The following is a 25,670-nucleotide window of genomic DNA, read 5'->3' as shown; positions in this document are numbered from 1 at the left end:
CCCGCAGCGCGCCATGATGTCGCCGCGCACCACTCCTTATCTCCCGCCTCCGCTGAAATCGCGAGATCCGAGACCATGACGATCCACCCCGCCCTCATCGCCGCCAATACGGCCGTCATCACCGGCGGCGCCTCCGGCATCGGCTTCGCCGCCGCCCGCGCCTTCGCCGGCCTCGGCATGAGGGTCGCCATCGCCGACAGCGACGAGGAAGGGTTGAAGGCCGCCGGGCAGGTGCTCGCCACGCTGGTCGGCGAGCACAACGTGCTGGCGGTCGCGACCGATGTCTCGCATCGCGAGGAGGTCGCGGCGCTGCAGGAGAAGGTGCTCGCTCGCTTCGGGCGCGTGCATGTGCTGATGAACAATGCCGGGATGCAGCAGGGCAGCGGCATTTTCGGCCCGGCTGAGACGTGGGAACGCACCCTCGCGGTCAATCTCGGCGGCATCGTCAACGGCACGCAGATCTTCGGGCCGGGCATGGTCGCCCATGGCGCGCCGGCGCTGATCGTCAACACCGGCTCGAAGCAGGGCATCACCACGCCGCCGGGCAACCCGGCCTATAACGTCTCGAAGGCCGGCGTGAAGGTCTTCACCGAGGCGCTGGCGCATGAACTCCGCAACACCGAAGGCTGCAAGGTCAGCGCCCATCTGCTGATCCCCGGCTTCGTCTTCACGCCGCTGACGGCGCGCGGGCGCGTCGAGAAGCCGGAGGGTGCCTGGACACCGGAGCAGACCGTCGATTTCATGCTGGAGCGGCTGAAGGCCGGCGACTTCTACATCCTCTGCCCGGATGACGAGACGACGCGCACCCTCGACGAGAAGCGCATGGCCTGGGCGATGGGCGACATCATCGAGAACCGCCCGCCGCTCTCGCGCTGGCACAAGGATTATGGCGAGGCGTTCAAGGCGTTCGTCGCGAAGACCTAGATCGCCGCACCGTCCGTCACGATGTCCGCGCCGAGCCCCTGCCGGACGGCGCGGACGATCTCGGCCTCCGCCGCCGCGCCACGCCTGCGCGGACGGGCGGCGTCGATGCGGTGCTCGGCGATGATCTGGCCGGGCGCGCCCGAGAGGATCACGACACGGTCGGCGAGATAGGCGGCCTCGTCGATGTCATGGGTGACGAAGAGCACGGTCTTGCCGGTGCGCTGCCAGACGCGGATCAATTCGTCCTGCAGGTTCTCGCGCGTCAGGGCGTCGAGCGCCGAGAAGGGCTCGTCCATCAGCAGGATTTCCGGCTCGACCGCGAGCGCACGCGCCAGCGAGACGCGCTGGCGCTGGCCGCCGGAGAGCTGATGCGGCCAGCGTTGCGCGAGCCCGCCCAACCCGACGAGATCGAGCATCTCCTGTGCCTTCTTCAGGCGCTCGCCACGCGATGTCCGGCCTTCCAGGCCGAAGCCGACATTGGAAATCACCTTGCGCCAGGGCAGGAGCCGCGAATCCTGGAAGACCAGGGAGACAGGGCGACGCGCATTGTCCTTCGCGTGGATGACGACCTCGCCGCCGCTCGGCTTCGCAAGGCCCGCGATGACGCGCAGCAGGGTCGACTTGCCGACGCCGGAGGGGCCGACGATGGCGAGGAACTCGCCGCGCCCGACCTTCAGGTCGAGCTTGCGCAGCACTTCGGTCTGTTCGCCGTCGCGGGTGAAGGTCAGCGACAGGCTCTTGATCTCGATCACGCTTTCCAACGCAGCACCCATCTCTGGAAGGCGACGAAGGCCGTGTCGAGCAGCCCGTAGAGCGCCGCCATCGTCAGCATGTAGACCACGACGATGTCGGTCGCGAGCAGGCTGGACGCCTGCATCATGCGCTGGCCGACGCCGGCGACGCCGAAGATCTCGGCCGCGACCACCGCCATCCAGGCCTGGCCGAGCGCCGTGCGAAAACCGACGAGGATGCCCGGCATCGCCGCCGGCAGCAGGATCTTGAACAGGCGCTGCCAGGGCGAGCGGAAGCCGAAGGCGTCCGCCACCTCGACGAGGTCGCGGTCGACACCGCGGATCGCGCCCTGCGCCGCGAAGAAACTGATCCAGAACACGCCGATGGCGATGATGAAGACCGCCGCGCCCGGTGTGACGCCAAACCAGATGATGGCGAAGGGCACCCAGGCGAGGCCGGGCACGGGCCGCAGCACGCGCACGACCCAGGCCGTCGCCTCCTCGGCAATCCGCGACATGCCGACGAGCACGCCGAGCGCGATGCCGAGGCCCGCTCCGACGAAGAGCCCGACGAAATAATGCCAGAGCGAGCCGAGGATCGCCGCGAGCCAGGCGCCCGAGGACACCTCGCGCATGAAGGCCTTGGGCAGCGCGCTCGGCGGCGGCAGGAAGGCGGGGTTCACCCAGCCGAAATAGGGCACCGCCTCCCAGATCAGCAGGAAGGCGATCAAGCCCAGAAGGGCAAGGGCCGGAGCCCGAAGTCTCTTCACAGTGGTCAGCCGCCCGCCTTGATCGCGCGCTCGTAATACTGGGTCTCGAACAATCCGTCGAACGGCAATTCCTTGTCGAGCGAGCCAAGCTTGACCTGATAGGCCTGCATGGCGCGTGCGGGCTCGATGATCTTGCGCGGATCGATCTCGAAGACGCTCGCCGGCGAGCCCAACGCCTTCCGGATCAGCTCGGGATCGACGATGCCCTTGCCGAGCGCGGCGCCGACATGCGGCGCGGCTTTGGCCGGGTCGGCCTTGATCAGCGCCGCCGCCTTGACGAGGCTTGAGACGAGGTTCTGGACGGCGTCGGGGTTCTTCGTGGCGAAGGCGCCGGAGACGGCGACGACCGTGCCCGGCTGACCCGGGAAGACCTCCTCGCCGCCAGCGACGAGCTTGATCGCACTGTTGCGGCTCTGGAGGATGGTCAGCGCCGGTTCGCGCACGCTGCCGCCGTCGACCGCGCCGGCCAAGATCGCCTGCTGGGTCGCGTCGATGCCCATCGGCACGATCTCGACATCGGCCTTGTCGACCTTCGCGACCTCCCAGAGCCAGTATTGCAGCGTGGTGTTGGGCACCGAGCCGGCCGGCTGGGTGGCGAGGCGGGCCGGCTTGCCATTTGCCGCCTTGAACGCCTTGAAGGCGGCCGCAGCCGCGGTACCGGCCGTGAAGAACTTCGACAGCGACGGCGCGGCGACGACGACATTCTCGCCGATGGCGGTCGAGGCGACGACGCGGACGTCGATGCCGCGCGAGCGAGCGACGGCCAGCGGGGCCACACCGGCGACGTAGATGTCGAGCGTACCCGAGGCCAACGCCGAGATCATGTTCGGGCCGGATTCGAAGACGGTGACCGCGCTTTCGAGGCCGCCCTGCTTCAACCAGCCCTCGCCATTGGCGACGAAGAAGGGCGCGGTGCCGACGACCGGGATGTAACCGACCCGTGCCGTGACGGCCTGGGCACGAGCCGCGCCGGCGAACGGGGCCGCCGCTGCCAGGGTCGCACCCGCGATGAGAAACTGGCGGCGATCCATCGTTCAAATCCTCTCGCAAGACGGCGCCAAAACAGCACCCATTGACAGATGGAGAAAAGGATTTTCTATCTGGATGCAAGTGATCGACATCAAAAAGAAACTTATTCTCTTATGATCGCGATCAACGGAACGAATTTTCTCCTATGACGGATTTCAGAGAATGGATGCCATCGACCGCAAGATCCTGACCGTGCTGCAGAACGACGCCAACATCTCGATCGCCGATCTGGCGGATCGGGTCGGGCTCTCGCAGACCCCATGCTGGAAGCGCATCCAGAAGCTCGAACAGGCGGGCGTCATCCTGAAGCGCGTCGCGCTGGTTTCGCCGGAGAAGATCGGGCTCGGGCTCACCGTCTTCGTGCAGATCGAGACGGCCGACCATTCCGGCCCCTGGCTCGACAAGTTCGCGCAGACGGCCGCCGCCATGCCGGAGGTGATGGAATTCTACCGGATGGCGGGGGATGTCGACTACATGCTGCGCGTCGTCGTCGCCGACATGGCCGCCTATGACACCTTCTACAAGAAGCTGATCGAGACGATCCCGCTCAAGAACGTCACCTCGCGCTTCGCCATGGAACGGATCAAGGCGACGACCGCCTACAAGGTGCCGGACCTGCCGCGCCCATGAGCGGCACGGGCCAGCCTTGCCGGTGCATGACAGGCCGGCGTCGCGGATGCTAGGAAGCAGCCCGACGCCCGCGCTGCCCGAGGAGCCGCCTTGTCCGCATCCCGCTCCGTTCTCCTGATCATCGGCGGCGGCATCGCCGCCTACAAGGTGCTCGAAGTGATCCGCCGGCTGAAGGATCGCGGCATCGCCTCGCGCTGCATCCTGACCAAGGCGGGCGAGCAGTTCGTCACGCCGCTCGCCGTGTCGTCGCTGGCGGGCGAGCGCTGCTTCACCGATCTGTTCTCGCTGACCGACGAGGCCGATATCGGCCATATCCAGCTCTCGCGCTCGACCGATCTCGTCGTGGTGGCGCCGGCGACCGCCGACCTCATCGCCAAGATGGCGAACGGCCACGCCGACGACCTCGCCTCGACCGCCCTGCTCGCCACCGACAAACGCGTGCTGATCGCGCCCGCGATGAACCCGCGCATGTGGCAGCACCCGGCGACGCGGCGGAACATGGCGCAGCTCGAAAAGGATGGCATCCTCGTCGTCGGGCCCAATAGCGGCGCCATGGCCGAGCGCGGCGAGAGCGGGCCGGGCCGCATGGCCGAGCCCCCGGAAATCCTCGCCGCGATCGAGCTCGCGCTCGCCGGAGAGAAGCCCTCGACCCGCGCCATCGGCTTCCTCGGCCGGCTGCCGGGCGGCGACCATGCACCGGCCCCCGGCTCGCTCGCCGGCAAGCATGTCCTGATCACCTCCGGGCCGACGCATGAGCCGATCGACCCGGTGCGCTACATCGCCAACCGCTCCTCCGGGAAGCAGGGCCACGCCATCGCGGCGGCGGCCGCCGCCGCCGGAGCCCGCGTGACGCTGGTCAGCGGGCCGGTCACGCTGCCCGATCCAGCCGGGGTCGAGACCATCCATGTCGAATCCGCCCGGCAGATGCTGGCGGCGGTCGAGGCGGCGCTGCCGGCCGATCTTGCGATCTTCGCCGCTGCCGTCGCGGATTGGCGCGTGGCCGACGCCGCATCGGAGAAGATGAAGAAGGACGGCGGAGCCCTGCCGCCGCTCTCGCTGGTCGAGAACCCCGACATCCTCGCCACCGTCGCGCATCGCCCGAACGGGCGGCCGGGCTTCGTCGTCGGCTTCGCGGCCGAGACGCAGCACGTCATCGACCACGCCAGGGTCAAGCTCGCCAAGAAGGGCTGCGACCTGATCGTCGCCAACGATGTCGGCGGTACGGGCGTGATGGGCGGCGACGCCAATACCGTGCATCTCGTGACAGTCGATGGCGTCGAGACCTGGCCGACCCTGCCCAAGGAAGAAGTCGCGAGCCGCCTCGTCGCCCATCTCGCCCAGAAGCTCGCCGCCGCGAAGGCGGACTGAGCTCCAAGGGGCGCGCTAGATCACTGGCGCTGCTCCGCCCGGTCGCGCGCCCGCGCCTCGGCGCTGCGCTCCGCGGGCGGACCATAGCCGCCGGCGCCGGGCGTGATGATCTCGACGATCTGGCCCTTTTCCAGCGCGCCGTCGCCCTTGACGAAAGGCACGACGCCCTCGCTGAAGACGAAGGAGCCGCCCTGCCCCTCGCCGCCGCCCGCCAGTCCCCAGGGCCGCGAGGTCAGGCGCGAATTGTCGACGTTGAGCCGGCACGGCGCTTCCGCCCGGTAGACGCGGCGGAGCCCCATACCGCCGCGCTGGCGGCCATCCCCGCCCGAACCATCGACCAGTTCGTAGCGCAGCAGGGTCAGCGGGTATTCGAGCTCCAATGCCTCGACCGGCAGGTTCGAGGTGTTGGTCATGTGGACATGGACGCCATGGAGCCCGTCCTTGTTGGCGCGAGCGCCGGAACCGCCGCCGATCGTCTCCAGATAGACCCAGAGCTCGCCGCTGCCCGGCTGCTCCCCGGCAAAGGTCGCCGAGGCGACCGCGCCCGAACAGGCCGCGATCACACGGTCCGGCACGGCCTGTGCAAGGGCGCCATGAATCAGGTCGACGACGCGCTGGCAGGCGGCGATGCGGCCGTTGACGGCGGCGGGATGCACGCAGTTCAACACCGTGCCTTCGGTCGCGGTGACGGTGAGCGGCCGCGCCAAGCCCGCATTGGGCGGAATGGTCGGGTCGGCCACGGTCTTGACCGCGTAATACACGGTCGAGAGCAGCGCGGTGTAGACCATGTTGAAGCCCGCCCGCATCTGCGGCGGCGAGTCGAAGGCCAGCCGCATCTCCTCGCCCGCGACGGTGATCGCGACCGAGAAGGTCAGCGGCTCGTCGATCTCGGGATTGTCGAAGGAATCCGAGAAGCGATAGGTGCCGTCGGGAATCGAGGCGATGCCGGCGCGCATCTTGCGCTCGGCATAGTCCTGCAAGGCCTTGCCGGCGGCGAGCACAGTATCGCGGCCATATTTGTCGCAGAGCGCGCGCAGGCGTTCGACCCCGAGCCGGTTCGCCGCCATCTGGGCGCGCAGGTCCGAGAGGCGCTCGCGCGGCACCTGGCAGTTGAGCAGGATGAGTTCCTGCACGTCCTTCATCAGCACGCCGCCGTCATAGAGGCGGATCGGTGGGATGCGCAGGCCCTCCTGGTAGATATGGGCGTGGCCGCGATCGGCGAAATCGGAATGGTGCGCGGTGTTGACCGCCCAGGCGATCATCACGCCCTCGTGGAAGACCGGCTCGGCGAGCACGATATCAGGCAGATGGGTGCCGCCGCCCTCATAGGCGTCGTTGCCGATGAAGACGTCGCCCGGCTTCATATCCGCGACGGAGTGGCGCTTCAGGATATGCGGGATGATGCCGATGAAGGAGCCGAGATGCATCGGGATATGCTCGGCCTGGCAGAGCGTCTGGCCCCCGACGTCGAAGAGCGCGGTCGAGCAGTCGCGGCGCTCCTTGATGTTGGTCGAGTAGCTCGCCTTGACCAGCGCCTCGCCCATCTCCTCGGCGATCGAGGCGAAGGAAGACCCGATGACCTCGACGGTGATCGGGTCGACGCTGACGGATGCAGTCGCGGTCATCACGGCATCTCCAGGATCAGGTTGAGATAGGGCTCGACGGTGGCGGTCATGCCCGGCAGCAGCACGGTGGTCGAATCCATCTGCTCGACGATGGCCGGGCCGGTGAAGCGATTGCCGGATCTGAGCTTGTCGCGGTCGTAGATCGGGCAGGCGACGAAGCCGCCGGCCTCGGGGAACCAGACCTCGCGGCTGCCGATCACGGCGTGGGAGGCGTCCGGCCCGGCATCGGGCTCCGGCCGGAAGGCGGCCTTGGGCACGAGGCCGACCGCCTCGACGCGATAGGTCACGAGCTGGACCGCCTCGCCTTCCGCGACGAAGCCATAGAGGCGCTTATGCGCGGCGGCGAAGCCTTCGGCCAGCGCCGTAATGGTCGCGGGCGTGATCGGCCCGTCCGGTACGTCGATGGCGAGCTCGTAGTTCTGGCCGTGATAGCGCAGGTCGGCGGTGCGCTTCAGCCGGCGATCGGCCGATGCGACGCCCTCCTCCGCGAACCAGTGATCGGCCTGTTCCTGCAAGGCGACGAAAATCTCCGCCATGTCCGGCAGGAGCGCTTCCGAGAGCGTCGCCAATCGCGTCGTCGCGAAATTGGCGCGCAGGTCGGTGAGCAGCAGGCCGAGCGCGCAGCCGATGCCGGGATTGCGCGGCACCACGATGCGCTTCATGTCGAGCTCGCGCGCAAGCCGCGCGGCATGCAGCGGCCCTGCCCCACCGAAGGCGACCAGCGCGTAGTCGCGCGGATCATGCCCGCGCTGGACGCTGATGACGCGGATGGCCTTCGCCATGTTGGCGGTGACGACCGAGATGATGCCTTGCGCCGTCGCCATCAGGTCGAGGCCGAGTTCGTCCGCCAAGCGGCCGATCGCCTGTTTCGACAGCGATTGGTCGATCGGCATGCGGCCGCCGAGCAGATGCGTCGGATTCAGGGTCTGGAGCACGACATTGGCGTCGGTGACGGCCGGCTCGGTCGCGCCGCGGCCGTAGCAGACGGGGCCGGGATCGGCGCCGGCCGAGCGTGGCCCGACCTTGAGCAAGCCGCCGGAATCGATCGCCGCGAGCGAGCCACCGCCGGCACCGACCGTGTGGATGTCGAGCATCGGCGCCTTGATCGGGTAGCCGTGGACATTGGCCTCGGAAGCGAGCTTGGCCTCGCCGTTGCTGAGCAGGGCGACGTCGGAAGAGGTGCCGCCCATGTCGAAGGTGATGAGGCTGGGTATGCCGATCATCGCGCCGATCGCCTGCGCCGCGACGACGCCGGTCGAAGGGCCGGAAAGCACCGTGCGCACCGGCAGGCGCGCCGCCATGTCGAAGCCGATGACGCCGCCATTCGACTGCGTCAGATGCGGCACCGCCTTGAGGCCGAGTTCCTTCAGCCGGTCGGCGAGCCGGCGGATATAGCCCTGCATGACCGGGCCGAGATAGGCGTTGACCACGGTGGTCGAGATGCGCTCGTACTCGCGGAACTCGGGCGCGACCTCATGCGAGGCGCAGATGAAGGCCTCGGGGAATTCCTCGATGACGATGCGCTTGGCCGCCTCCTCGTGCTCCGGCCGGACGAAGCCGTAGAGGAAGCCGATCGCCACCGCCTTGACGCCCTCCGCCTTCAACGCCCGCGCCGCGCGCCGGACGGCGTCCTCGTCGAGCGGCGTCTCGACCGAGCCGTCATGGCGGACGCGCTCGGCGACGCCGAAGCGCAGGTCGCGGGTGACCAGCGGCGGCGCCTTGTCGGCCTGGAGATCGTAGAGGTCCGGCCGCTTCTGCCGGCCGATCTCGATCAGATCGCGGAAGCCTTCGGTGGTGACGAGGCCCGTCTTCACGCCGCGATGCTGGATCAGGGCGTTGGTGCCGACCGTGGTGCCGTGGCCGAAATAGGCGATGTCGGCGGGGCTGGCGCCGACGCGCTCGACGCCTTCCTGCGTGCCGCGCGCGATGGCGCGGGAGGGATCGTCAGGGGTCGAGGGCACCTTCCAGACCGCGACCATGCCGGTCGCATCGTCGAACAGGCAGACATCGGTGAATGTGCCCCCGGAATCGATCCCGATCCGCCACGCCATCTCTGTCGTCCTCCCTTATATCACCGTCGTCTCGGCGGGCGTCCACGCCACGCCATGGCCGAAGCCGCCCTGATAGCCGCAGACAACAGCCGCATGCTCGGCTCCCGCCGCCAGCGCGGCGGCGATGCCGGCTCCGTCCAATATGGCGAGCAGGCAAGCGGCGATGAAACCGTCACCGGCGCCGAGCGTGTCCACCACGGTTGCAGGGCTGGCCGGCTGTTCATGAAAGCTGCCGGCCACGAGCGCCAGCGCGCCCCTCACGCCGCGCGTCGCCACGACCGTGCCCGCACCCCAGCCGATGCAGCGCTCCAGCAGGGCCCGGCAATCCGCATCCGAAGCGGAAGGATGCGAGAGGAAGGCGATATCGACCGCCGGCAGCGTCGCGGCGAGGTTCTCGTCCGTCCAGCGTTCCGAGAAATCGTAGGACAGCCGCCGGGCCACGCCACGCATAGGGGGCAGCGCCTCGCCGAGCTCGCTGTAAATGCTGGAGTGAACGAGATCGTAGCCGGCTATATAAGACAGATCCTCGGCGTCGAACGCGCCCCATTCGCCGCGCACGCCGCGCTCGGAACGCAGGAAGCGCCGATCCTGCCCGTCATGGCCGATGAAGGCGCGGGCGTTCCGGCCGGGCCTGATCCGGCAGCGTGACGTATCGACGCCTTCCTGCCTCAGGACATCGCAGAGAAGCATGCCCGCTTCGTCCGAGCCGATACAGCCGAGATAGCCCGTCTCGGCACCGAGCCGCTTCGCCTGCACGGCAACGTTGACGGCATTGCCGCCGGGGAATTGAAGGCCGCGATCGACATAGGTGTCGACCGTGTTGTCGCCGAGCCCCAGCAGCCTCCAGGCCATCGCCGTCCCTTCCCGGATCAGTACGCCACCTTCCACATGTAGCGGCGGGTGGTGAGCGGCTGGTTGCGGAGCACCGAGAGATGCGCCGAGAAGCGCTTGAGCGCCGCCTGCAGGATATAGGGCGCGACGATCGGGCGGATCTCCGGGTCGATGCCCTTCATCGCGAAATTGCGGGAATCGTAGTTCATCACGCGCCCGGCATAGGTGTCGCAGAACTTCACGACCCGCTCCATCAAGGGCCGGCTCGGGTCTTCCCCCGTGATCAGGATCATCGGCGTCTGCTTGTCGACAATCTCGAAGGGACCGTGGAAGAACTCGGCCGCCTCGATCGGATAGCTGTGCAGCCAGAGCATCTCCATGAGAATGCAGACGCCGAAGACATAGGCCGTGGTGAAGCCCGGCCCCGAGGCGACGTGGTAGATGCGGTCGTCTTCCGCATAGGTCGCGGCATCGGCCGCGGCGCGGGCCTCGTTCTGCTCGGCCGCGTCGCACATCGCCGTCGGAAGCGCGTCAAGCGAGGCGATGAGCTTGGCGCCGAGCGGCCAGCCTTCCTTGGCGGTCATCAGCCCGCCGATCAGCGCCTGCATCAGCATGAACATGGCGGCGAAGGATTCGCTGGTATCGCCGACGAGGAAATGCCGCGGCACCGCCTGCGCCAGCGGCTTGTCGCCATATTGGCTGAAGGCGACGACCTGGCAGGGCCTATCCTTCAGGAAATGCGCCGCCGCCACGGTTTCCGGCGTCGTTCCGGATTTCGAAGCGAGCAGCACCAGCGTCCGGTCGTCGAGCCGCGGCGGGTCGATCGCCATGAACTCGGCCGGGAAATAGCGCCTGACCTCGATGCCCGGCGAAGAGCGCTCGAGCCAGTATTGGATGCCGAGCATCGCCCGGTTCGCCGAGCCGCAGGCGACCATGTAGACGCGGTCGATCTGCGGAGCGAGCTCCTGTCCGAGCGCGAAAGCCGCTGGCAGCGCCGCGCGCGTCGGCTCCAGCCCGGACAGGATTGCGCCGCGGTCGAAGGCGATGGACATGGAAGGCTCCGGACGGGCTTTCAAAGGGCGATGGAATTGGTATACACCAATTCCATATACCAATGACTGTCAAGCCTATTCCAGTTTCGGTGCACGCGCCCTTCGGACAGTAGCCATCCGCAGGTTTTTCGCCTTAAACACGAAGGAAGCGGCCTCGGCCGCCGTCGACGGGGCCCACGGTCGCCGAGAGAGACGCAACGCATAGAGATGCAGGGCATGTCCAAGCCGCTGAAGCGGGTGAAACCGATCTATGTCGAGGCCCAGGACTATATCCTCGACCTCATCGGCGGGCCGGATTACGGGCCCGGCGACCGGATTCCCTCGGAACGGACGCTCGCCGACACGCTCGGCATCAACCGCATGACGGTGCGCAAGGCGATCGACCGGCTGGTCGAGCGCAACGTGCTGGAGCGCAACGGCACCAGCGGCACGCGCATCCCGCTGGTCCAGGTGTCGCGGCCGATCGATGCGCCGGCCTCGCTGGGCATCACCCGCATCATCCGCAATGCCGGCGGCGAGCCCGGCAGCAAATTGCTGCATTTCGGCGAGGAAGGCGCGAGCGAGAGCGTCGCCCGGCGTCTCGAGGTGCCGCCGGGCAGCGAACTCATCATGGCGCGCCGCCTGCGCAGCGTGAACGACGAGGCCTTCTGCATCGAGACGAGCTATCTGCCGGCGCAACGCGTCCCGGGCCTCTCGGCCGAGGATCTGCTCGGCGGCCAGTCGCTCTACGAATTGCTGCGGCAGCGTTACGACATCGAGATCAGCATCCGGGACCGCGAGATCAGCGTCGGGACGGCGACCGAGCGCGAAGCCCAGCTTCTCGCGCTGGCGCCGGGCTCGCCGACGCTCGTGCTGCGGATCGTGGCGCGCGACGGCGACGGCCGGCCGATCGAATATATGCGGTCCATCAACCACCCCCACCACGTCGTCTTCCGCAGCGCGGCACCACCCGCGCAGACGTGATCGCAGCCCCGGTCCGGCCGACGCCGCCGCGGACGGCCGGTCAAGGCGCCTCCTCCTTCCTGCCGCCGGAGCCTTCGTGATGGGCATCACCATCGAGACCATAGAGCCGGACCCGTCCCTCCCCGCCGCCAGCGACGTCGTCGTCATCGGCGGCGGCATCATCGGCATCACCACCGCGCTCTTCCTGGCGCGCGAGGGCATCTCTGTCACCGTCTGCGAGAAGGGCGAGGTCGGCCACGAGCAATCCGGCCGCAACTGGGGCTGGGTGCGCATCATGGGGCGCGACCCCGGCGAGATCCCGCTCGGCCTCGAAAGCATGCGGCTCTGGTCGGAGATGGACCGGCTGGTCGGGGGCGATACCGGCTTCACCCGCTCCGGCATCGTCTATGTCGCCGACACGCCCGCCAAGCTTGCCGAGCACGAAGCCTGGCTCGACCACGCCAAATCCTATCAGCTCGACTCACGCCTGCTCAGCACGCGCGAGATCGACGCCGTGCTGCCGGGCGGCAAGCGCGCCTTCGCCGGAGCGCTGTTCACCTCGAGCGATGCGCGGGCCGAGCCGCAAAAGGCCGTGCCGGCCATGGCCCGGGCGCTGCGCCGCCATGGCGGGACCGTGCTGACACGCTGCGCGGTGCGCGGCATCGAGACGGCGGCGGGCCGCGTCAGTGGGGTCGTCACCGAGCGCGGCCCGATCGCCTGCCAGCGCGTCGTGCTGGCCGGCGGCGCCTGGTCGCGGCTCTTCCTCGGCAATCTCGGAATCGACCTGCCCGCTCTCAAGATCCTGGGTTCGGTGTTCCGGACCGAGCCTCTGGACGGTCCCCCCGTCCACGCCGTCGGCGCCTCCGATTTCGCCTTCCGCAAACGGCAGGACGGCGGCTACACCATCGCCCATCGCGGCGCGAGCGTGGCCGAGATCGCGCCGGACAGCTTCCGGCTGCTCTTCGATTTCCTGCCCTCGCTGGTCAAGCAGCGCCATGAATTGCGGCTCAGTCTCGGCCATCGTTTCCTCGACGAAGCCCGCACGCCGCGGCGCTGGTCGCTCGAGGCGGAAACGCCCTTCGAGCGCATGCGCATCCTCGATCCCAAACCCTCCGAAGCCATTCTGCAGGAGGCGCAACGCAACCTGACCGCCGCTTTCCCCGCCTTCGCCGGCCTGAAGGTGAAGGAGAGCTGGGGCGGGCTGATCGACGCGACGCCCGATGCCGTACCGGTGATCGGCGAGGTGCCGCGGCTACCCGGCTTCTTCATCGCCAGTGGCTTTTCCGGCCATGGCTTCGGCATCGGCCCCGGCGCGGGCCGGCTCACCGCCGACCTGGTCAGCGGTCGCACGCCGATAATCGATCCGAAACCCTTCCGGCTGGAGCGGTTTTCACGGCTGGAGCGGACGACGCGGGTGGGGTGAGCGAAGGGCGCTGGGGACGCGGTGTCATTCCGGACAAGCCGCGTCAGCGGCGCCGATCCGGAAGCCATCGTAGAATGAAGCGCGCTACGATGGATTTCGGGTCAAGCCCGGAATGACGGCGTGTGTCCATTGAAATGCGGTGCGCCGCAGCGCTTCACGCCAGCGCGGCCTCGTCGAGCGAATAGGCGGAGAAGAAATTCGTTCCGCCGGGATAGCATTTGAAGCCGCTGAGACCCTTCACCATCGCATAGCCCTGCGAGCGCCAAGCGAGGCCGACGAGCGGCGCCTGTTCCAGGGCGGACTTCTCCAGCTCGGCATAGATCGCCTTGCGCTTGGCGGGATCGAACTCGGCGCGTCCCTTGGCGAAGAGAGCGTGGATCTCGGGGGTCGGGATCTGCCAGCTCCGCGCCATGTTGGCCGGCAGGTCACCGTCGATCAGTGGTGCGAGACCGTCCGGGTCGTTGTTGTCCGCCGTCGTGCCCTGCACCATGAAATCATAGCGGCCCTTGCCCGCCAGATCGACGCGCGCCGCCCAATCGGGCAGATTGAGGTTTGCCTGAATGCCGATCTCGGCGAGATTGGCCTGCACGACCTCGGCCGTCGATTTGTGCATGCCATATTGCGCCGTCGAGAGCAGCGTGCAGGAAAAGCCGTTCGGCACCCCGGCCTCGGCCATCAGCTTCTTCGCCTTGGTCGGGTCGTAGTTCCAGTATTCCGAGCGGGCCTTGTCGAAATAGGGGCTGCTCGACGGGATCGGAATGCCCTCGAGCTTGCTGCCCCGGCCGAAAAAGGCGGCCTGGACGATATCCTCGCGGCGGATGGCATGGGCGACCGCCTGGCGCAGCCGCACATCCTTGAACGGGCCGGCGCCGCCGTTGAAGTTCAGCCCCATGAAAGGACCGTCGACGGCGACGAGCCGCAGGCGCGAATCCTTCTCGATCGTCCCCATGGACTGCCAGGGCACATATTCGATGAGGTCGATATCGCCGGCCTGCAACGCCGCGACCCGCAGGTTCTCGTCGGCATAGGCGACGAGCTTGATGCCATCGAGCTTTGGCTGACCCGGCTTGTAGTATTTGTCGAACTTCACGACCTCGATCGAAGCACCACGCTCCTGTGCCTTGATCATGAAGGGCCCCGCACCGACGCCGAGACCCGCGCGCCCCTCGATCGAATCCTTGGCGATGATCGGCACATGGGGGCTGGCGAGCCAGATCGGCAGCGTCACGGTCGGCTGCTTCATGACGATGCGGACGGTGCGGGCATCGGGCGTCTCGATGCGCTCGACGCCGCCGAACTCGGCCTTCATGAAGGCCGTCGAATTGGGCGCCGCGATCTGCTCCAGCGTCCATTTCACATCCTCGGAGGTGACCGGCTTGCCGTTCTGGAAGCTCGCCTGGCGCAGCTTGAAGACCCAGCCGGTCTCGCCCTCGCGCTCCCAGCTTTCGGCGAGCTCCGGCCTGACCTCCCCCTTCTCGTCGAAGCCGGTCAGGCCGCGGAAGATCAGCAGCTTGACGGTCAGCGCCGCCGTACCGGTATGGAGCCAGGGCTGCAGACTGGGCGGAAAGCTCGACAGGCCGAAGCGCAGCACCTTGCCGGCAGCCTGGGCATGGGCTCGCAATCCCAGAAGAGGCAAGGCGGCACCGGCGGCGAGCAGATTGCGGCGGGAGATCGAGACCATCGCATACCCCTCTCTGTTCTGGCGGCTTGATCAGCCGAAAGCGCAGAATGATTTGGTATATACCAGCTTGTCAATGTGACTCGCCCCGGCGCCGAAAGACGCGACAAGGCATAAGACACGCAGGGCGCGAACAGCCTGGATCACTCCCGCAAGCAGCGTATCCCGGTATCTTTTTTGCCCGCGTGACCTATTGTCAGGAAGATCGTTCTCCGTCGGCCACCTCCATGGCATCGCTCTCGCCGGGCATCCCCATCCTTGACAGCCCAAAACAACTCGAATGGTATACACCAATTCCCGCAAGGGGATGCTGCCGGTCGGGACGCCCGGCAACGCAGGCCGCGCCTCCGGAGACTGCCATGAGCGAGATCGTCAAAGTCAAATCCGGCAGCAAATACGAGACGCTGAACAGCTATTCGCGGGTGGTGGTGGCGGGCGACATGATCTTCGTCTCGAACACCGCCGGACGGAACTACAAGACCCGTGCCATCGCCTCCGACGCCGGGGGCCAGGCCGAGCAGGCCTTCCGCAATATCGAGGGCGCGCTCGCCGCCGTCGGCGCATCGTTGAAGGATGTCGTCGCGGTCAAGGTCTTCGTGCCTGATATCGCCGACATGGAGGCGGTCAACGCGGTCGTCGGCCGCAAGTTCAGAGACATCGACCCCGCCAACACCACGACCTGCACGCCGCTCGGCCAGCCCGAGCTCAAGGTCGAGTTCGAGGTCACCGCCTACAGGCGCCGCAATCCGGACGAGACGGAGCAGCGCATCGACGTCGACCTCTCCTGAAGGCAGCGCGGCCATGCCTGATGTCGTCATCGTCGGAGGCGGGATCAGCGGCGTCTCAGCCGCCTATGAGATCGCGAAGGCCGGCCATTCCGTGACGCTGTTTGAGGCGTGTGAGCTCGCGGCGATGGCGTCGGGCTGGACGCTCGGTGGCGTCCGCCAATCCGGCCGCGATCCCGCCGAATTGCCGCTGGCGAAGGCGGCGGTCGAGCGCTGGGGCGGGCTCGACGCGGAGCTTGGCGTGCCGACCGGCTATCGCCGCCACGGCAATCTGCGGCTGGCCCGGACGGAAGCGGAAGTCACGGTCATCCGCGAGCTGGTCGCGCAACAGGGCAAGCTCGGCCTGACCATCGAATACCTGCCCGACAACGCCTCCGTGCGGGACAAGGCTCCCGCGATCGGACCGGACATCCTCGCAGCCTCCTTCTGCCCCGGCGATGGCCATGCCGATCCGGTTCCGGCCGTGCGTGCCTATGCCGAGGCCGCCCGCCGGCATGGCGCGATCATCCGTGAAGGCGTGCCGATCCGGGCGCTGATCCGCGAAGGCGACCGCGTCACCGGCGTCGAAACGCAAGATCGCGAAACCATCGCGGCCGACCGCGTCATCCTGGCGACCGGCATCCATTCCCCCGAACTGCTGGCGCCGCTCGGCCTCTCCCTGCCGCTGACCATCAGGCTGGTCTGCGTCATGCAGAGCGTGCCGCTGCCACCGCTGCTCGCGCCGGTCTTCGGCGTCGCCAATGCCGATGCAGCCGGGCGGCAGGAGATCGATGGTCGCCTGCGCGTCACCACCGGCATCGGCGATTGGCCGCATGATCCACGCGGCTGGACGGAGGCGCTGCTCGCCCCGCGCAGCCGCGATGTCGCAGCGTTGATCGCGCGCACGACGCAAATCCTGCCCGCGTTGGCGGAGGCCGGCATCGCCCGGCTCTGGGGCGGGCTGATCGACCTCACGCCCGACGCCCTGCCGGCGATCGACGGCGAAACGGGCATCGACGGGCTCGTCGTCGCCGCAGGGTTTTCCGGGCATGGCTTCGGCATCGGCCCTGTCACCGGCGAGATCCTGGCCGACCTCGCCTTGTCGCGCCGACCGCGCTTCGATCTCTCTCCCTTCCGGCTGAACCGTTTCGCGGACGGCCGGAACAGCACCGCCGAACTCTCCCTGCACGGATAGGACACCGCCCGCCATGCTTGCTCCCGAGGGACGCGTCATCCTGATTTCCGGGGCCAATCGCGGCATCGGTCGCGCCGTCGCCGAGCTTCTGCATGGGGAAGGCTACAGCCTGAGCATGGGTGGACGCGATCTCGCCTCACTGCGGGCGATGAGCGCCGATTGGGACCCGTCGCGGGTCCATGTCGCTCGTTACGATGCCGGCGACTGGGCGAGCCATCGCGCCTGGGTCGATGCCGCGGCGGCCCGCTTCGGCCGGATCGACGGGCTCGTCAACAATGCCGGCATGCATAGCGCCATGACCTTGCGAACGCCGGATGAGGCCGCGCTCGACGCGATCTGGGCGGCGAACTGCAAGGGGCCGCTCAACCTGATCCATTGCGCCCTGCCGCATCTCGAAGCCTGCGGCGCCGGGCGCATCGTCAATGTCGCCTCGATGTCGGGCAAGCGCGTGCGCAACGACCATGTCGCCTACAACATGACCAAGCACGCCATGATCGCGCTGAACCACGCGGCGCGGCGCATCGCCTGGGACAAGGGCGTGCGCGCCACCGCGCTCTGCCCTTCCTTCGTGCGCACCGACATGACGGCCGCGAGTACCGCGCTGCCGCCGGAAGCGATGACCCAGCCGGCCGATCTCGCCGAACTGGTTGCCACCGTGCTGGCACTGCCCAACAATGCGACCGTCGCGGAATTGCTCGTCAACTGCAGGCTGGAGGACACGCTTTAAGCGGCTCGGGCCGGAACCGGGGTGGAGATAGCTCCCCCGGACAGGCCGATGCCGGATCACGAAGACCCGTATTCAACGACAAAAGCAGGGGAAAATCATGAAGAGACCCGTTTCGATCCTCGCCGCCGTGTTGGCCGGCGCGCTGATGGCCAGTCCGGCCCTCGCGCAGAAGACCGTGCTCACCGTCGGCATGCAGAGCTCGGATGCCGGGGTGCTCGACCCGCATCTGAATTCCGGCACGCCCGGCAAGGCGATGCTGCAATGGATGTTCAACGGGCTCGTCCGCATCAAGCCCGGCGAGCTTTCGCCGGAGTTCATCGAGCCCGATCTCGCCGAGAGCTGGACCTCCTCGGCGGACGGCAAGGAATGGACCTTCAAGCTGCGCCAGGGCGTGCAGTGCCACCACGGCTATGGCGAGTTCACCGCGGAGGATGCGGTCTATTCGCTGAAGCGGGCCTCCTCCAAGGACAGCTCGGCCTTCTCGTCGGACTATAGCGCGGTGCAGTCGATCGAGGCTCCCGACAAGTACACCGTCAAGATCGCGCTGAAGGAGCCGATCCCGAGCCTGCTCGGCATCGTCATGAACTACCATGGCGGCAACATGGTCTGTAAGAAGGCCGCCGAGGAATTGGGCAAGGACGGCTTCGCCAAGAAGCCGATCGGCACCGGCCCGTTCATGTTCCAGGAATATGTGCCTCAGCAATACGCCAAGCTCGTCGCCAACCCGAACTATTTCCGCGGCAGGCCGAAGCTGACCGAAATCCTGTACCGCTTCATCCCCTCGGATTCCTCGCGCGATCTCGCCTTCCAGTCCGGCGAGCTCGACATGATGCTGGGGCGGCAGGAACAGGCCTGGGTCGACCGCATGACGGCACTGCCCGGCGTCAAGGTCGTGGCGATGGGCCCGGCCGAGATGTCGGTACTGCATCTCAACATGAGCCAGCCGCCGCTCGACAACATCAAGGTCCGGCAGGCGATCGCCTATGCCATCGACCGCAACGCGATCTGGCAGTTCCGCGGCAAGAACATCTCGCGCCCGGCCGTCTCGGTCGTGCCGTCAGGCTATCTCGGCACGGACGAGAAGGCCCCGCTCCTGCCCTTCGACCTCGCCAAGTCCAAGGCTTTGCTGGCGGAGGCCGGCTTCCCGAACGGCGTCACCATCAAGGCGATCAACACCACCCTGCCCTCGATGCTGAGCTTCACCGAGGCGGTGCAGGCCCTGCTGAAGAAGGCGAACATCACCCTGGAGATCCAGCCGGTGGAGCACGCGACCTTCCACCAGCAGATCCGGCAGGACCTCTCGCAGGTCGTGCATTTCCAGGCGGCGCGCTTCCCGGTGGCGGATGTCTATCTCTCGCAGTTCTTCCATTCGCGCGCGATCGTGAAGACGCCGACCGCCGTGACCAACTTCTCGCATTGCAAGGTGGCGGATGCCGAGATCGACGCGGCGCGTTCGGAGACCGACAAGGCCAAGCAGCTCGCGCTGTGGAAGACTGCGCAGGAGAAGATCATCGCCGAGGTCTGCGCCATACCGGTCAACGAGATGATGCAGCTCTGGGCTTACAAGGACAGCCTCGACCTCGGCTACGAGCTCAAGGCCTCGCTCAATCTCGGCCCGCCGGTGCTGGAGACGACGCGCTTCACGAAGTGAGGCCGGGTTTCCCGACTTCACGGGGAAACTCTGCGTCATCCCGGACAAGCCGCGAAGCGGCGCCGATCCGGGATCCATCGTAGAGCGCCGCGCCCTTCGATGGATCCCGGGACAAGCCCGGGCTGACGGCCGGGTGTCCGTACCCAGCGATCCAGGCTTCTTGCCAGATCAACAGCTTCTCAACGACCGGCGGCATCATGAGCGCCTTCCTCGTCAAACGCCTCGGCTTCGCCATCGTCACGCTCTGGGCCGTGCTCTCGCTGGTCTTCGTCGTCGTGCGCATCGTCCCCGGCGACCCCGCCCAGGTGATCCTCGGCGACCAGGCCGACGCAGCCGCGATCGCCGCGATGCGCACGCGGCTCGGCCTCGATGCCTCGATGAGCGAGCAATACCTGAGCTTCCTCGGGGGCGCCGTGCGCGGCGACTGGGGCGTCTCGCTCGTCACCGGGCGGCCGGTGATCCAGGAGGTACTCGCCGTCCTGCCCTGGACGATCGAACTCACCATCGTCTCGCTGGCGATCGGCATCGTCATCGGCGTGCCGCTCGGCGTCTGGGCGGCCGTCAACCGCAACCGCATGCCGGACTATGTCACGCGCATCGCCTCGCTGCTCGGCCTCTCCTTCCCGCCCTTCGTCTCGGCGATCATCCTGCTGATCGTCTTCGCGATCATGCTGCGCTGGTTCCCGGTGATCTCGGCCGGCAGCGGCTCGGCCTCAGCCTGGTTCCAGTCGATGGCGCTGCCGGCGCTCAATCTCGGATTGATCATGGCGGCCTACATCACCCGCGTCGCCCGCTCGGCCATGCTGGAGGTGATGCAGGAGGACTATGTCCGCAGCGCCCGCGCCAAGGGCGTGCCCTGGCGCGTCGTGGTCTGGCGGCATGCGCTGCGCAACGCGCTGATCCCGATCATCACGATCGTCGGCCTCTATCTCGGCATCCTCATCGGCAATTCGGTGTTGACCGAGATCGTCTTCAACCGGCCGGGTCTCGGCAAGCTGATCGTCGGTGCGCTGAACCAGCGCGACTACACCATGCTGCAGGGCATGATGGTGATCTACACGCTGATCGTCGTGCTCGTGAACATCGCGACCGACATCACCTACGCCCTCGTCGACCCCCGGGTGAAGCTGTCATGAGCACCTCCGTCCATGATGCCGCCCCCGTCGCCCCGCCGCGCCTGCGCTGGCTGAAGGCGACGATCGGCGCCTTCAATGCCAACAAGACCTCCTGGGTCGGGCTCGCCATCGTCGTCGCGGTGATCCTCGCGGCCGTGCTGGCGCCCGTCATCGCCCCGCATGACCCGCTGGAGCAGAACATCCTGTCGCGGCTCCAGCCGCCGCATGACGATTTCTATCTCGGCACCGATTATTTCGGCCGCGACATCCTCTCGCGGCTGCTCTACGGCGCCCGGATTTCGCTGGTGATCGGCATCGCCTCGACCGTCATCGCGATGGTCGTGGGATCGCTGATCGGTTTGCTCGCCGGTTATTATGGCGGGCGCTTCGACGTGGTGGTGATGCAGGCGATGGACATCCTCCTCGCCTTCCCGTCGCTGATCCTCGGCCTGATCCTGGTCGCGATGCTCGGCCCCTCGATGGAGAACATCACCATCGCGATCGCGCTGACCTCGATCCCCTCCTTCGCCCGCATCGCGCGGGCGCCGACGATCACGGTCAAGGAGCGCGACTATATCGGCGCCGGCCGGGCGCTCGCCTTCTCCGACGCGCGGATCATGGCAGGGCATATCCTGCCCAATATCTTCCCGGAAATCCTGGTGATGGCCTCGCTCTGGCTTGCCAACGCCATCCGCACCGAGGCCTCGCTCGCCTTCATCGGGCTCGGCGTCAAGCCGCCGATCGCGACCTGGGGCGGCATGATCCGCGAAGGCTTCGAGAACATTCTCGACAGCTACTGGCTGGTGCTGGCTCCGTCGCTCGCGATCCTCGTCGTCGTCTTCGCGCTCAACGTCCTCGGCGACGGATTGCGCGACGCCATCGACCCCAAGCTGAAGGGCGAGCGATGAGCGGCCCCGTCCTCTCCGTCGAAAACCTCCAGACCGCCTTCCGCGTCGGCGGGCAATGGCGCTGGGCCGTCGAGGACCTGAGCTTCGACGTCGCCCCCGGCGAGACCGTCGCCATCGTCGGCGAATCCGGCTCGGGCAAGAGCGTGACTGCGCTCTCGGTGATGCGGCTGGTCTCATCGGCCAATGGCCGCATCCAGGGCCGGGTCGCGCTGGAGGGCCGCGACCTGCTCGCGCTCAGCGAGGAGGAGATGCGCAAGGTCCGCGGCAATGATGTCGCGATGATCTTTCAGGAGCCGATGACGAGCCTGAACCCGGTGCTCACCGTCGGCTTCCAGATCGCCGAGGCGCTACGCTACCACCGTGGCCTCGATGCCGGCGCGGCGAAGGCAGAGGCCCTGCGCATGCTCGACAAGGTGCGCATCCCCTCGGCCAAGACGCGCTTCGACAACTACCCGCACCAGCTCTCCGGCGGCATGCGCCAGCGCGTGATGATCGCGACGGCACTCGCCTGCAAGCCAAAGCTCCTGATCGCCGACGAGCCGACCACCGCGCTCGACGTGACGATCCAGGCGCAGATCCTCGAGCTGATCAAGACGCTGCAGGACGAGGAGCGCATGTCCGTGCTCTTCATCACCCATGACATGGGCGTCGTCGCCGAGATCGCCGACCGCGTCGTGGTGATGTGGAAGGGCAAGAAGCTGGAAGACGCACCGGCCTCACAGGTCTTCAACACGCCTGTCCACGGCTACACCAAGGCGCTGCTCGCGGCAGTGCCCAAGCTCGGCGACATGGAGGGCCATGCCCGCCCGTTGCGCTTTCCGCGCATCGACCCCGATAACGGCAAGGTTGAGGGCAAGCCGGTCGAGCAGCCCGACACGGTCGCGGCGACCGAGCCGCCTTTGCTCGAAGTCGCGGGGCTGACGACCCGCTTCGGCATCCGCGGTGGCCTGCTCGGCCGCTTGCGGGGCCAAGTCCATGCGGTCGAAGACGTCAGTTTCAGCCTGCGGCGCGGCGAGACACTGGCGCTGGTCGGCGAATCCGGCTGCGGCAAGTCGACGACGGGGCGATCGATCCTGCGGCTGGTCGAGCCCTCCTTCGGCACCGTCCGCTTCGGCGGGCGCGACGTCACCGGGCTCGGCAAAAGCGAATTGCGCGATGTCCGCCGCGAGATGCAGATGATCTTCCAGGATCCGTTCGCCAGCCTCAATCCACGCAAGAGCGTCGGCAGCGCCTTGGCCGAGCCGATCCTGGTGCACGGGCTCGCCAAGGGAAACGAAGCCCGCGAGCGCGTCGCCGAACTCCTGCGCAAGGTCGGGCTCACGCCCGAGATGCATGTGCGTTTTCCGCACGAGTTCTCCGGCGGCCAGCGCCAGCGCATCGCGATCGCCCGGGCGCTGGCGCTCTCGCCCAAGCTCGTGGTGGCGGACGAGGCGGTCTCGGCGCTCGACGTCTCGGTGAAGGCACAGGTGCTGAACCTGATGCTCGACCTGCAGGCAGAACTCGGCCTCGCCTATCTCTTCATCTCGCACGACATGGCCGTGGTCGAGCGCGTCAGCCATCGTGTCGCGGTGATGTATCTCGGCGAGATCGTCGAGATCGGTCCGCGCGAGGCGGTGTTCTCCGACCCGCGCCACCCTTATACGCGCAAGCTGCTGGCGGCAGTCCCCGTTCCCGATCCGCGCCGCCGCGCGCTACGCCGTGAACTCGCCGTCGACGAATTGCCGAGCCCGATCCGCAAGCTCGATTGGCAGGCGGTGCCGACGGCGCTGGTGGAGGTCGCTCCCGGCCATTTCATCCGCCAGCCCGTCGATGCGAGGGCATAGCGCCGGTCAACCCGGCGCAGCTCCGCGGCCGACACGGTCCCATTCCGCCAGGGCCAGCACGAGATGATACAGCACGCGCACCGGGATCACGGTCTGTGCGGGCGCCCCGCTTCTTGTGACCTGATTGAACCAGAGCCCCGTATCGGGCGCGACGAAAGTGCGGAACAGGCCGTCGAGATGGGGTTCGAGACGCCCGGCCGCGTCGTCATCGCCGAGCAATTCGATCCGGGCCAGAAACGCCTTGATCGCCTCGGTCTGCGGCCAGAGCAGCTTCGTCGGCGCAACGAGCTTTCCGGCCCGGTCGAGACCGTCGAAGGCCGCGACGGGCCCCGCGACGCCATCATCCAGGCCGTGACGGATGGCGAAGGCGTAGAGCCTGTCCGCGAGGTCGCGCGCCGCCACATCGCCGGTGAGCCGCCAGTGATGCAGCAGCAGCCAGGTCCATTCGAAATGATGCCCCGGCTCGCGCAAGGCGCCGGCGGCGCCGGGGACCGGTTGCCAGTCCTGCGTGAAATATTCGCCCAGCGAGCCGGTCTCGGTGTCGACCATGCGCTCGCGGGCCAGTCGGACGATATCGCCGGCGCGGTCGAGCCAGCGCTTCTCGCCCGTGGCCTCGGCAAGCGCGTGGAAGGCTTCGAGCAGATGCATATGCGGGTTCTGTCGGCGGGGCAGCGTGCCGAGCGTGTCCTCGGCGAAGCCGCCCTCCGGATGCGACATCTCGCGCTCGATGAAGCCGATGACCTCGTCCGCGATGGCGAGCGCCTGCCCGTCCCGCGTCGCCCGATGAAACCAGGCCATGGCGAAGAGGACGAAAGCCAGATCGTAGAGATCGGTGCGGGCGTCGACCGGCGTGCCGTCCTCGCCGACGACATGGCGGAACCGGCCCTGCCCGTCGCGGCAGCGATCACGCAGGAACGCAAAACCGTGCTGAGCGGCGGCGAGCGCCGGACCGGAAGGGTCGAGCAGATGCGCATGGCTGAACACATAGGTCAGCCGGGCCGTGACCAGCGTCGTCCTGACCGCACCGGCATCGTGCCTGGCGTGCGCCGGATCGAAATGCTCGACGAAGCCCGGGCGGCCCGGCTGCAGGGCCCGCTCGATCCAGCCGGGGATCAGAACCTGCCCCAGCCAGTCCCGCGGCGAGCCGATGGTCGCTTCCAACGCTTCGATGCGCTTCATCGATCGATATCCTCCCCGAGGAACGCCGGGGCCGGACCGCGCGCGGCCGGTCCCCTCTCCTCGCTCGGGCACGAGCCCGATTCAGGGCAGCCCCGTCAAGGCGCCTCCGCAGCGACCCCATTCCCCGGCCGGCAGATGGGTCGGGCGCAGGCATGTCGGGAGCTCAGGCAGCGGCCGGAATGGGAGTTGAACAGCGCCCTGCATGCGGCCTAGAACGGGGCGTCCGCGACGCGAGGGGTCATCTTGAGCACACTGCACGACAGCCCCCGCTTCGAGATGATGGTCCTCGACGACCGGATCTTCGATTGGGGCCTCCCGACATATCAAACGGACATGTCGGCCGGCATCGACCTTTTCGCCTGCATCGACGAACCGCTCGATCTTCAGCCGCAAGCCGACGCGGTCCTGATCCCATCGGGCATCGCGATCCAGATGAACGATCCCAACGTCGCCGCCTTCCTGCTCGCGAGATCTGGGCTGGGGCACAAGAAGGGCCTCATCCTCGGCCAAAGCGTCGGCACGATCGACGCGGATTACCAGAACCAGATCTTCATCAGCGCCTGGCTGAGAACGCCGCCGGGAAGCGCGCCACTTCGAATAACCCCCGGCGACAGAATAGCGCAGCTCGTCTTCCTGCCCATCCTGCGGCCGACCTTCAAAGTCGTCGAAGCCTTCTCGGCTTCCACGAAAAGAGGGGGCGGCGGCTTCGGCTCGACGGGCATCGCCGGCGGCGAGGCTCCGGGAGGCCGGTCATGATGCTCCTCTCCCGCCGCAGCCTTCTCGCCATCGCCGCGGTGGTCGACATCGCACTGCATGCGCGACCCTCGCCGGTGGCGGCGAAGCTGCTCGCCGCGCGGCACGCCTTGCCGCCGCGCCATCTCGAGACACTGCTGCAGGCGCTGGTGCGCGCCGGAATCCTCAAAGGCGTGCGCGGCCCGCGCGGCGGCTACGAACTGGCGCGCGAGCGCCGCAGGATCACGGCCGGTGACATCGTGCGCGCCGCGATGGAGGACGATGGCGAGGATGCGCTCGGCCCGATGCCGCATTCGGCCCTGATCGACGATGTGATCGCGCCCCAGGTCGAGGCCGCCTCAGCCGCCTTCCTGTCGTCACTGGAGGAGGTCACTGTGGAAGAGTTCTGCCGGCGCGCTTTGGACCGGGCGGCGGCCGCGGATGGCAGGTCCCACCCCGATTTCACAATATAAAGATGTGATTTATCTCTTTCTTCGACAGAACGTGTGAATTACGTTAGCT

23 protein-coding genes are annotated in these 25,670 nt (G+C 67.6%); 14 read left to right on the top strand and 9 right to left on the bottom strand.

Features of this window, described 5'->3' with window-relative positions; all coding sequences use genetic code 11:
* Positions 1-75 precede the first annotated feature (75 nt).
* Positions 76-924: an SDR family NAD(P)-dependent oxidoreductase gene (locus GGC47_RS12625; protein WP_038364714.1), complete on the top strand. Its 849-nt coding sequence runs from the start codon at positions 76-78 to the stop codon at positions 922-924.
* Here GGC47_RS12625 and GGC47_RS12620 read toward each other — a convergent pair.
* From GGC47_RS12620 to GGC47_RS12610, 3 genes are read right to left on the bottom strand one after another with little or no spacing between them, the layout of a single operon-like run.
* On the bottom strand, positions 921-1,697 hold the full coding sequence (locus GGC47_RS12620; protein ID WP_142022352.1) for an ABC transporter ATP-binding protein: 777 nt from the start codon (positions 1,695-1,697) through the stop codon (positions 921-923). The two genes, GGC47_RS12625 and GGC47_RS12620, sit on opposite strands and share 4 nt — an antisense overlap.
* Positions 1,673-2,425 carry an ABC transporter permease gene (locus tag GGC47_RS12615; protein ID WP_038364715.1) on the bottom strand — a complete coding sequence of 251 codons (753 nt, stop codon included), beginning with the start codon at positions 2,423-2,425 and terminating at the stop codon, positions 1,673-1,675. The genes GGC47_RS12620 and GGC47_RS12615 overlap by 25 nt, the downstream gene beginning before the upstream one ends.
* A gap of 5 nt (positions 2,426-2,430) precedes the next feature.
* A complete protein-coding gene (locus tag GGC47_RS12610) occupies positions 2,431-3,456 on the bottom strand; it encodes an ABC transporter substrate-binding protein (protein ID WP_112762532.1) in 1,026 nt (341 codons plus the stop codon).
* Positions 3,457-3,616: 160 nt separating this feature from the next.
* On the opposite strand from GGC47_RS12610, the gene GGC47_RS12605 reads away from it, so the two are divergent.
* Together GGC47_RS12605 and GGC47_RS12600 are read left to right on the top strand one after the other, a co-directional pair.
* A complete protein-coding gene (locus tag GGC47_RS12605; RefSeq protein WP_051988217.1) occupies positions 3,617-4,084 on the top strand; it encodes an Lrp/AsnC family transcriptional regulator in 468 nt (155 codons plus the stop codon).
* A gap of 90 nt (positions 4,085-4,174) precedes the next feature.
* Entirely contained in the window at positions 4,175-5,452 is a 1,278-nt protein-coding gene (locus tag GGC47_RS12600) for a phosphopantothenoylcysteine decarboxylase domain-containing protein (protein WP_142022353.1), read from the top strand.
* A gap of 20 nt (positions 5,453-5,472) precedes the next feature.
* Here the strand turns inward: GGC47_RS12600 and GGC47_RS12595 are convergent, their stop codons facing one another.
* From GGC47_RS12595 to GGC47_RS12580, 4 genes are read right to left on the bottom strand one after another with little or no spacing between them, the layout of a single operon-like run.
* Entirely contained in the window at positions 5,473-7,077 is a 1,605-nt protein-coding gene (locus GGC47_RS12595; RefSeq protein ID WP_142022354.1) for a hydantoinase B/oxoprolinase family protein, read from the bottom strand.
* Positions 7,077-9,128, bottom strand: coding sequence for a hydantoinase/oxoprolinase family protein (locus GGC47_RS12590; RefSeq protein WP_142022355.1), 2,052 nt, complete (start codon positions 9,126-9,128; stop codon positions 7,077-7,079). The genes GGC47_RS12595 and GGC47_RS12590 overlap by 1 nt, the downstream gene beginning before the upstream one ends.
* Before the next feature lie 15 nt (positions 9,129-9,143).
* Entirely contained in the window at positions 9,144-9,980 is an 837-nt protein-coding gene (locus GGC47_RS12585; protein WP_142022356.1) for a PfkB family carbohydrate kinase, read from the bottom strand.
* A 17-nt stretch (positions 9,981-9,997) separates the two neighbouring features.
* The gene (locus GGC47_RS12580) at positions 9,998-11,011 is read right to left on the bottom strand and encodes an SIS domain-containing protein (RefSeq protein WP_142022357.1); all 1,014 of its coding nucleotides are present in this window, start codon (positions 11,009-11,011) and stop codon (positions 9,998-10,000) included.
* 216 nt (positions 11,012-11,227) lie between these two features.
* Between GGC47_RS12580 and GGC47_RS12575 the strand changes: the two genes are divergently transcribed.
* Entirely contained in the window at positions 11,228-11,974 is a 747-nt protein-coding gene (locus GGC47_RS12575; RefSeq protein ID WP_185747973.1) for a GntR family transcriptional regulator, read from the top strand.
* 76 nt (positions 11,975-12,050) lie between these two features.
* Positions 12,051-13,376, top strand: a complete 1,326-nt coding sequence (locus GGC47_RS12570; protein WP_370954949.1) for an NAD(P)/FAD-dependent oxidoreductase — start codon at positions 12,051-12,053, stop codon at positions 13,374-13,376.
* Positions 13,377-13,530: 154 nt separating this feature from the next.
* On the opposite strand, the gene GGC47_RS12565 is transcribed toward GGC47_RS12570, so the two are convergent.
* Positions 13,531-15,057 (bottom strand): ABC transporter substrate-binding protein, encoded by a 1,527-nt coding sequence (locus GGC47_RS12565; RefSeq protein ID WP_142022360.1) that lies wholly within the window; start codon positions 15,055-15,057, stop codon positions 13,531-13,533.
* 356 nt (positions 15,058-15,413) lie between these two features.
* On the opposite strand from GGC47_RS12565, the gene GGC47_RS12560 reads away from it, so the two are divergent.
* The 7 genes from GGC47_RS12560 (at position 15,414) to GGC47_RS12530 (ending at position 23,237) form a co-directional block, all read left to right on the top strand.
* Complete coding sequence (locus tag GGC47_RS12560; RefSeq protein ID WP_142022361.1) at positions 15,414-15,842, top strand: RidA family protein; 429 nt, start codon at positions 15,414-15,416, stop codon at positions 15,840-15,842.
* A 13-nt stretch (positions 15,843-15,855) separates the two neighbouring features.
* A complete protein-coding gene (locus tag GGC47_RS12555) occupies positions 15,856-17,013 on the top strand; it encodes an NAD(P)/FAD-dependent oxidoreductase (protein ID WP_142022362.1) in 1,158 nt (385 codons plus the stop codon).
* A gap of 13 nt (positions 17,014-17,026) precedes the next feature.
* Positions 17,027-17,740 (top strand): SDR family NAD(P)-dependent oxidoreductase, encoded by a 714-nt coding sequence (locus GGC47_RS12550; RefSeq protein WP_142022363.1) that lies wholly within the window; start codon positions 17,027-17,029, stop codon positions 17,738-17,740.
* Positions 17,741-17,837: 97 nt separating this feature from the next.
* Complete coding sequence (locus GGC47_RS12545; RefSeq protein ID WP_142022364.1) at positions 17,838-19,391, top strand: ABC transporter substrate-binding protein; 1,554 nt, start codon at positions 17,838-17,840, stop codon at positions 19,389-19,391.
* Between the two features lie 197 nt (positions 19,392-19,588).
* Positions 19,589-20,527, top strand: coding sequence for an ABC transporter permease (locus tag GGC47_RS12540; RefSeq protein WP_142022366.1), 939 nt, complete (start codon positions 19,589-19,591; stop codon positions 20,525-20,527).
* A complete protein-coding gene (locus GGC47_RS12535) occupies positions 20,524-21,414 on the top strand; it encodes an ABC transporter permease (protein ID WP_112762517.1) in 891 nt (296 codons plus the stop codon). Before GGC47_RS12540 ends, GGC47_RS12535 begins: the two co-directional genes overlap by 4 nt.
* Entirely contained in the window at positions 21,411-23,237 is a 1,827-nt protein-coding gene (locus tag GGC47_RS12530; protein ID WP_142022367.1) for an ABC transporter ATP-binding protein, read from the top strand. Before GGC47_RS12535 ends, GGC47_RS12530 begins: the two co-directional genes overlap by 4 nt.
* A 6-nt stretch (positions 23,238-23,243) precedes the next feature.
* Here the strand turns inward: GGC47_RS12530 and GGC47_RS12525 are convergent, their stop codons facing one another.
* A complete protein-coding gene (locus GGC47_RS12525) occupies positions 23,244-24,416 on the bottom strand; it encodes an AGE family epimerase/isomerase (RefSeq protein ID WP_142022368.1) in 1,173 nt (390 codons plus the stop codon).
* 333 nt (positions 24,417-24,749) lie between these two features.
* Here GGC47_RS12525 and dut point away from each other — a divergent pair, with 333 nt between their 5' ends.
* Both dut and GGC47_RS12515 read left to right on the top strand, forming a co-directional pair.
* Complete coding sequence (gene dut, locus GGC47_RS12520) at positions 24,750-25,172, top strand: dUTP diphosphatase (protein WP_429068249.1); 423 nt, start codon at positions 24,750-24,752, stop codon at positions 25,170-25,172.
* Complete coding sequence (locus GGC47_RS12515) at positions 25,169-25,621, top strand: RrF2 family transcriptional regulator (RefSeq protein WP_038364754.1); 453 nt, start codon at positions 25,169-25,171, stop codon at positions 25,619-25,621. The genes dut and GGC47_RS12515 overlap by 4 nt, the downstream gene beginning before the upstream one ends.
* Positions 25,622-25,670: the final 49 nt, after the last annotated feature.

It is taken from the genome of Allobosea sp. OAE752 (assembly GCF_050433265.1).
GTDB lineage: Bacteria > Pseudomonadota > Alphaproteobacteria > Rhizobiales > Beijerinckiaceae > Allobosea > Allobosea spartocytisi.
This window is presented reverse-complemented; position numbering and strand designations above follow the sequence as displayed.

Excerpts from the sequence above, each read along its gene's own strand:
- GGC47_RS12515 (WP_038364754.1), top strand. The coding sequence starts at position 25,169 with ATGATGCTCCTCTCCCGCCGCAGCCTTCTCGCCATCGCCGCGGTGGTC.
- GGC47_RS12620 (WP_142022352.1), bottom strand. The coding sequence starts at position 1,697 with ATGGGTGCTGCGTTGGAAAGCGTGATCGAGATCAAGAGCCTGTCGCTG.
- GGC47_RS12555 (WP_142022362.1), top strand. The coding sequence starts at position 15,856 with ATGCCTGATGTCGTCATCGTCGGAGGCGGGATCAGCGGCGTCTCAGCC.
- GGC47_RS12540 (WP_142022366.1), top strand. The coding sequence starts at position 19,589 with ATGAGCGCCTTCCTCGTCAAACGCCTCGGCTTCGCCATCGTCACGCTC.
- GGC47_RS12610 (WP_112762532.1), bottom strand. The coding sequence starts at position 3,456 with ATGGATCGCCGCCAGTTTCTCATCGCGGGTGCGACCCTGGCAGCGGCG.
- GGC47_RS12575 (WP_185747973.1), top strand. The coding sequence starts at position 11,228 with ATGTCCAAGCCGCTGAAGCGGGTGAAACCGATCTATGTCGAGGCCCAG.
- dut (WP_429068249.1), top strand. The coding sequence starts at position 24,750 with ATGTCGGCCGGCATCGACCTTTTCGCCTGCATCGACGAACCGCTCGAT.
- GGC47_RS12530 (WP_142022367.1), top strand. The coding sequence starts at position 21,411 with ATGAGCGGCCCCGTCCTCTCCGTCGAAAACCTCCAGACCGCCTTCCGC.
- GGC47_RS12590 (WP_142022355.1), bottom strand. The coding sequence starts at position 9,128 with ATGGCGTGGCGGATCGGGATCGATTCCGGGGGCACATTCACCGATGTC.
- GGC47_RS12560 (WP_142022361.1), top strand. The coding sequence starts at position 15,414 with ATGAGCGAGATCGTCAAAGTCAAATCCGGCAGCAAATACGAGACGCTG.
- GGC47_RS12565 (WP_142022360.1), bottom strand. The coding sequence starts at position 15,057 with ATGGTCTCGATCTCCCGCCGCAATCTGCTCGCCGCCGGTGCCGCCTTG.
- GGC47_RS12550 (WP_142022363.1), top strand. The coding sequence starts at position 17,027 with ATGCTTGCTCCCGAGGGACGCGTCATCCTGATTTCCGGGGCCAATCGC.
- GGC47_RS12525 (WP_142022368.1), bottom strand. The coding sequence starts at position 24,416 with ATGAAGCGCATCGAAGCGTTGGAAGCGACCATCGGCTCGCCGCGGGAC.
- GGC47_RS12585 (WP_142022356.1), bottom strand. The coding sequence starts at position 9,980 with ATGGCCTGGAGGCTGCTGGGGCTCGGCGACAACACGGTCGACACCTAT.
- GGC47_RS12595 (WP_142022354.1), bottom strand. The coding sequence starts at position 7,077 with ATGACCGCGACTGCATCCGTCAGCGTCGACCCGATCACCGTCGAGGTC.
- GGC47_RS12580 (WP_142022357.1), bottom strand. The coding sequence starts at position 11,011 with ATGTCCATCGCCTTCGACCGCGGCGCAATCCTGTCCGGGCTGGAGCCG.
- GGC47_RS12545 (WP_142022364.1), top strand. The coding sequence starts at position 17,838 with ATGAAGAGACCCGTTTCGATCCTCGCCGCCGTGTTGGCCGGCGCGCTG.
- GGC47_RS12535 (WP_112762517.1), top strand. The coding sequence starts at position 20,524 with ATGAGCACCTCCGTCCATGATGCCGCCCCCGTCGCCCCGCCGCGCCTG.
- GGC47_RS12625 (WP_038364714.1), top strand. The coding sequence starts at position 76 with ATGACGATCCACCCCGCCCTCATCGCCGCCAATACGGCCGTCATCACC.
- GGC47_RS12605 (WP_051988217.1), top strand. The coding sequence starts at position 3,617 with ATGGATGCCATCGACCGCAAGATCCTGACCGTGCTGCAGAACGACGCC.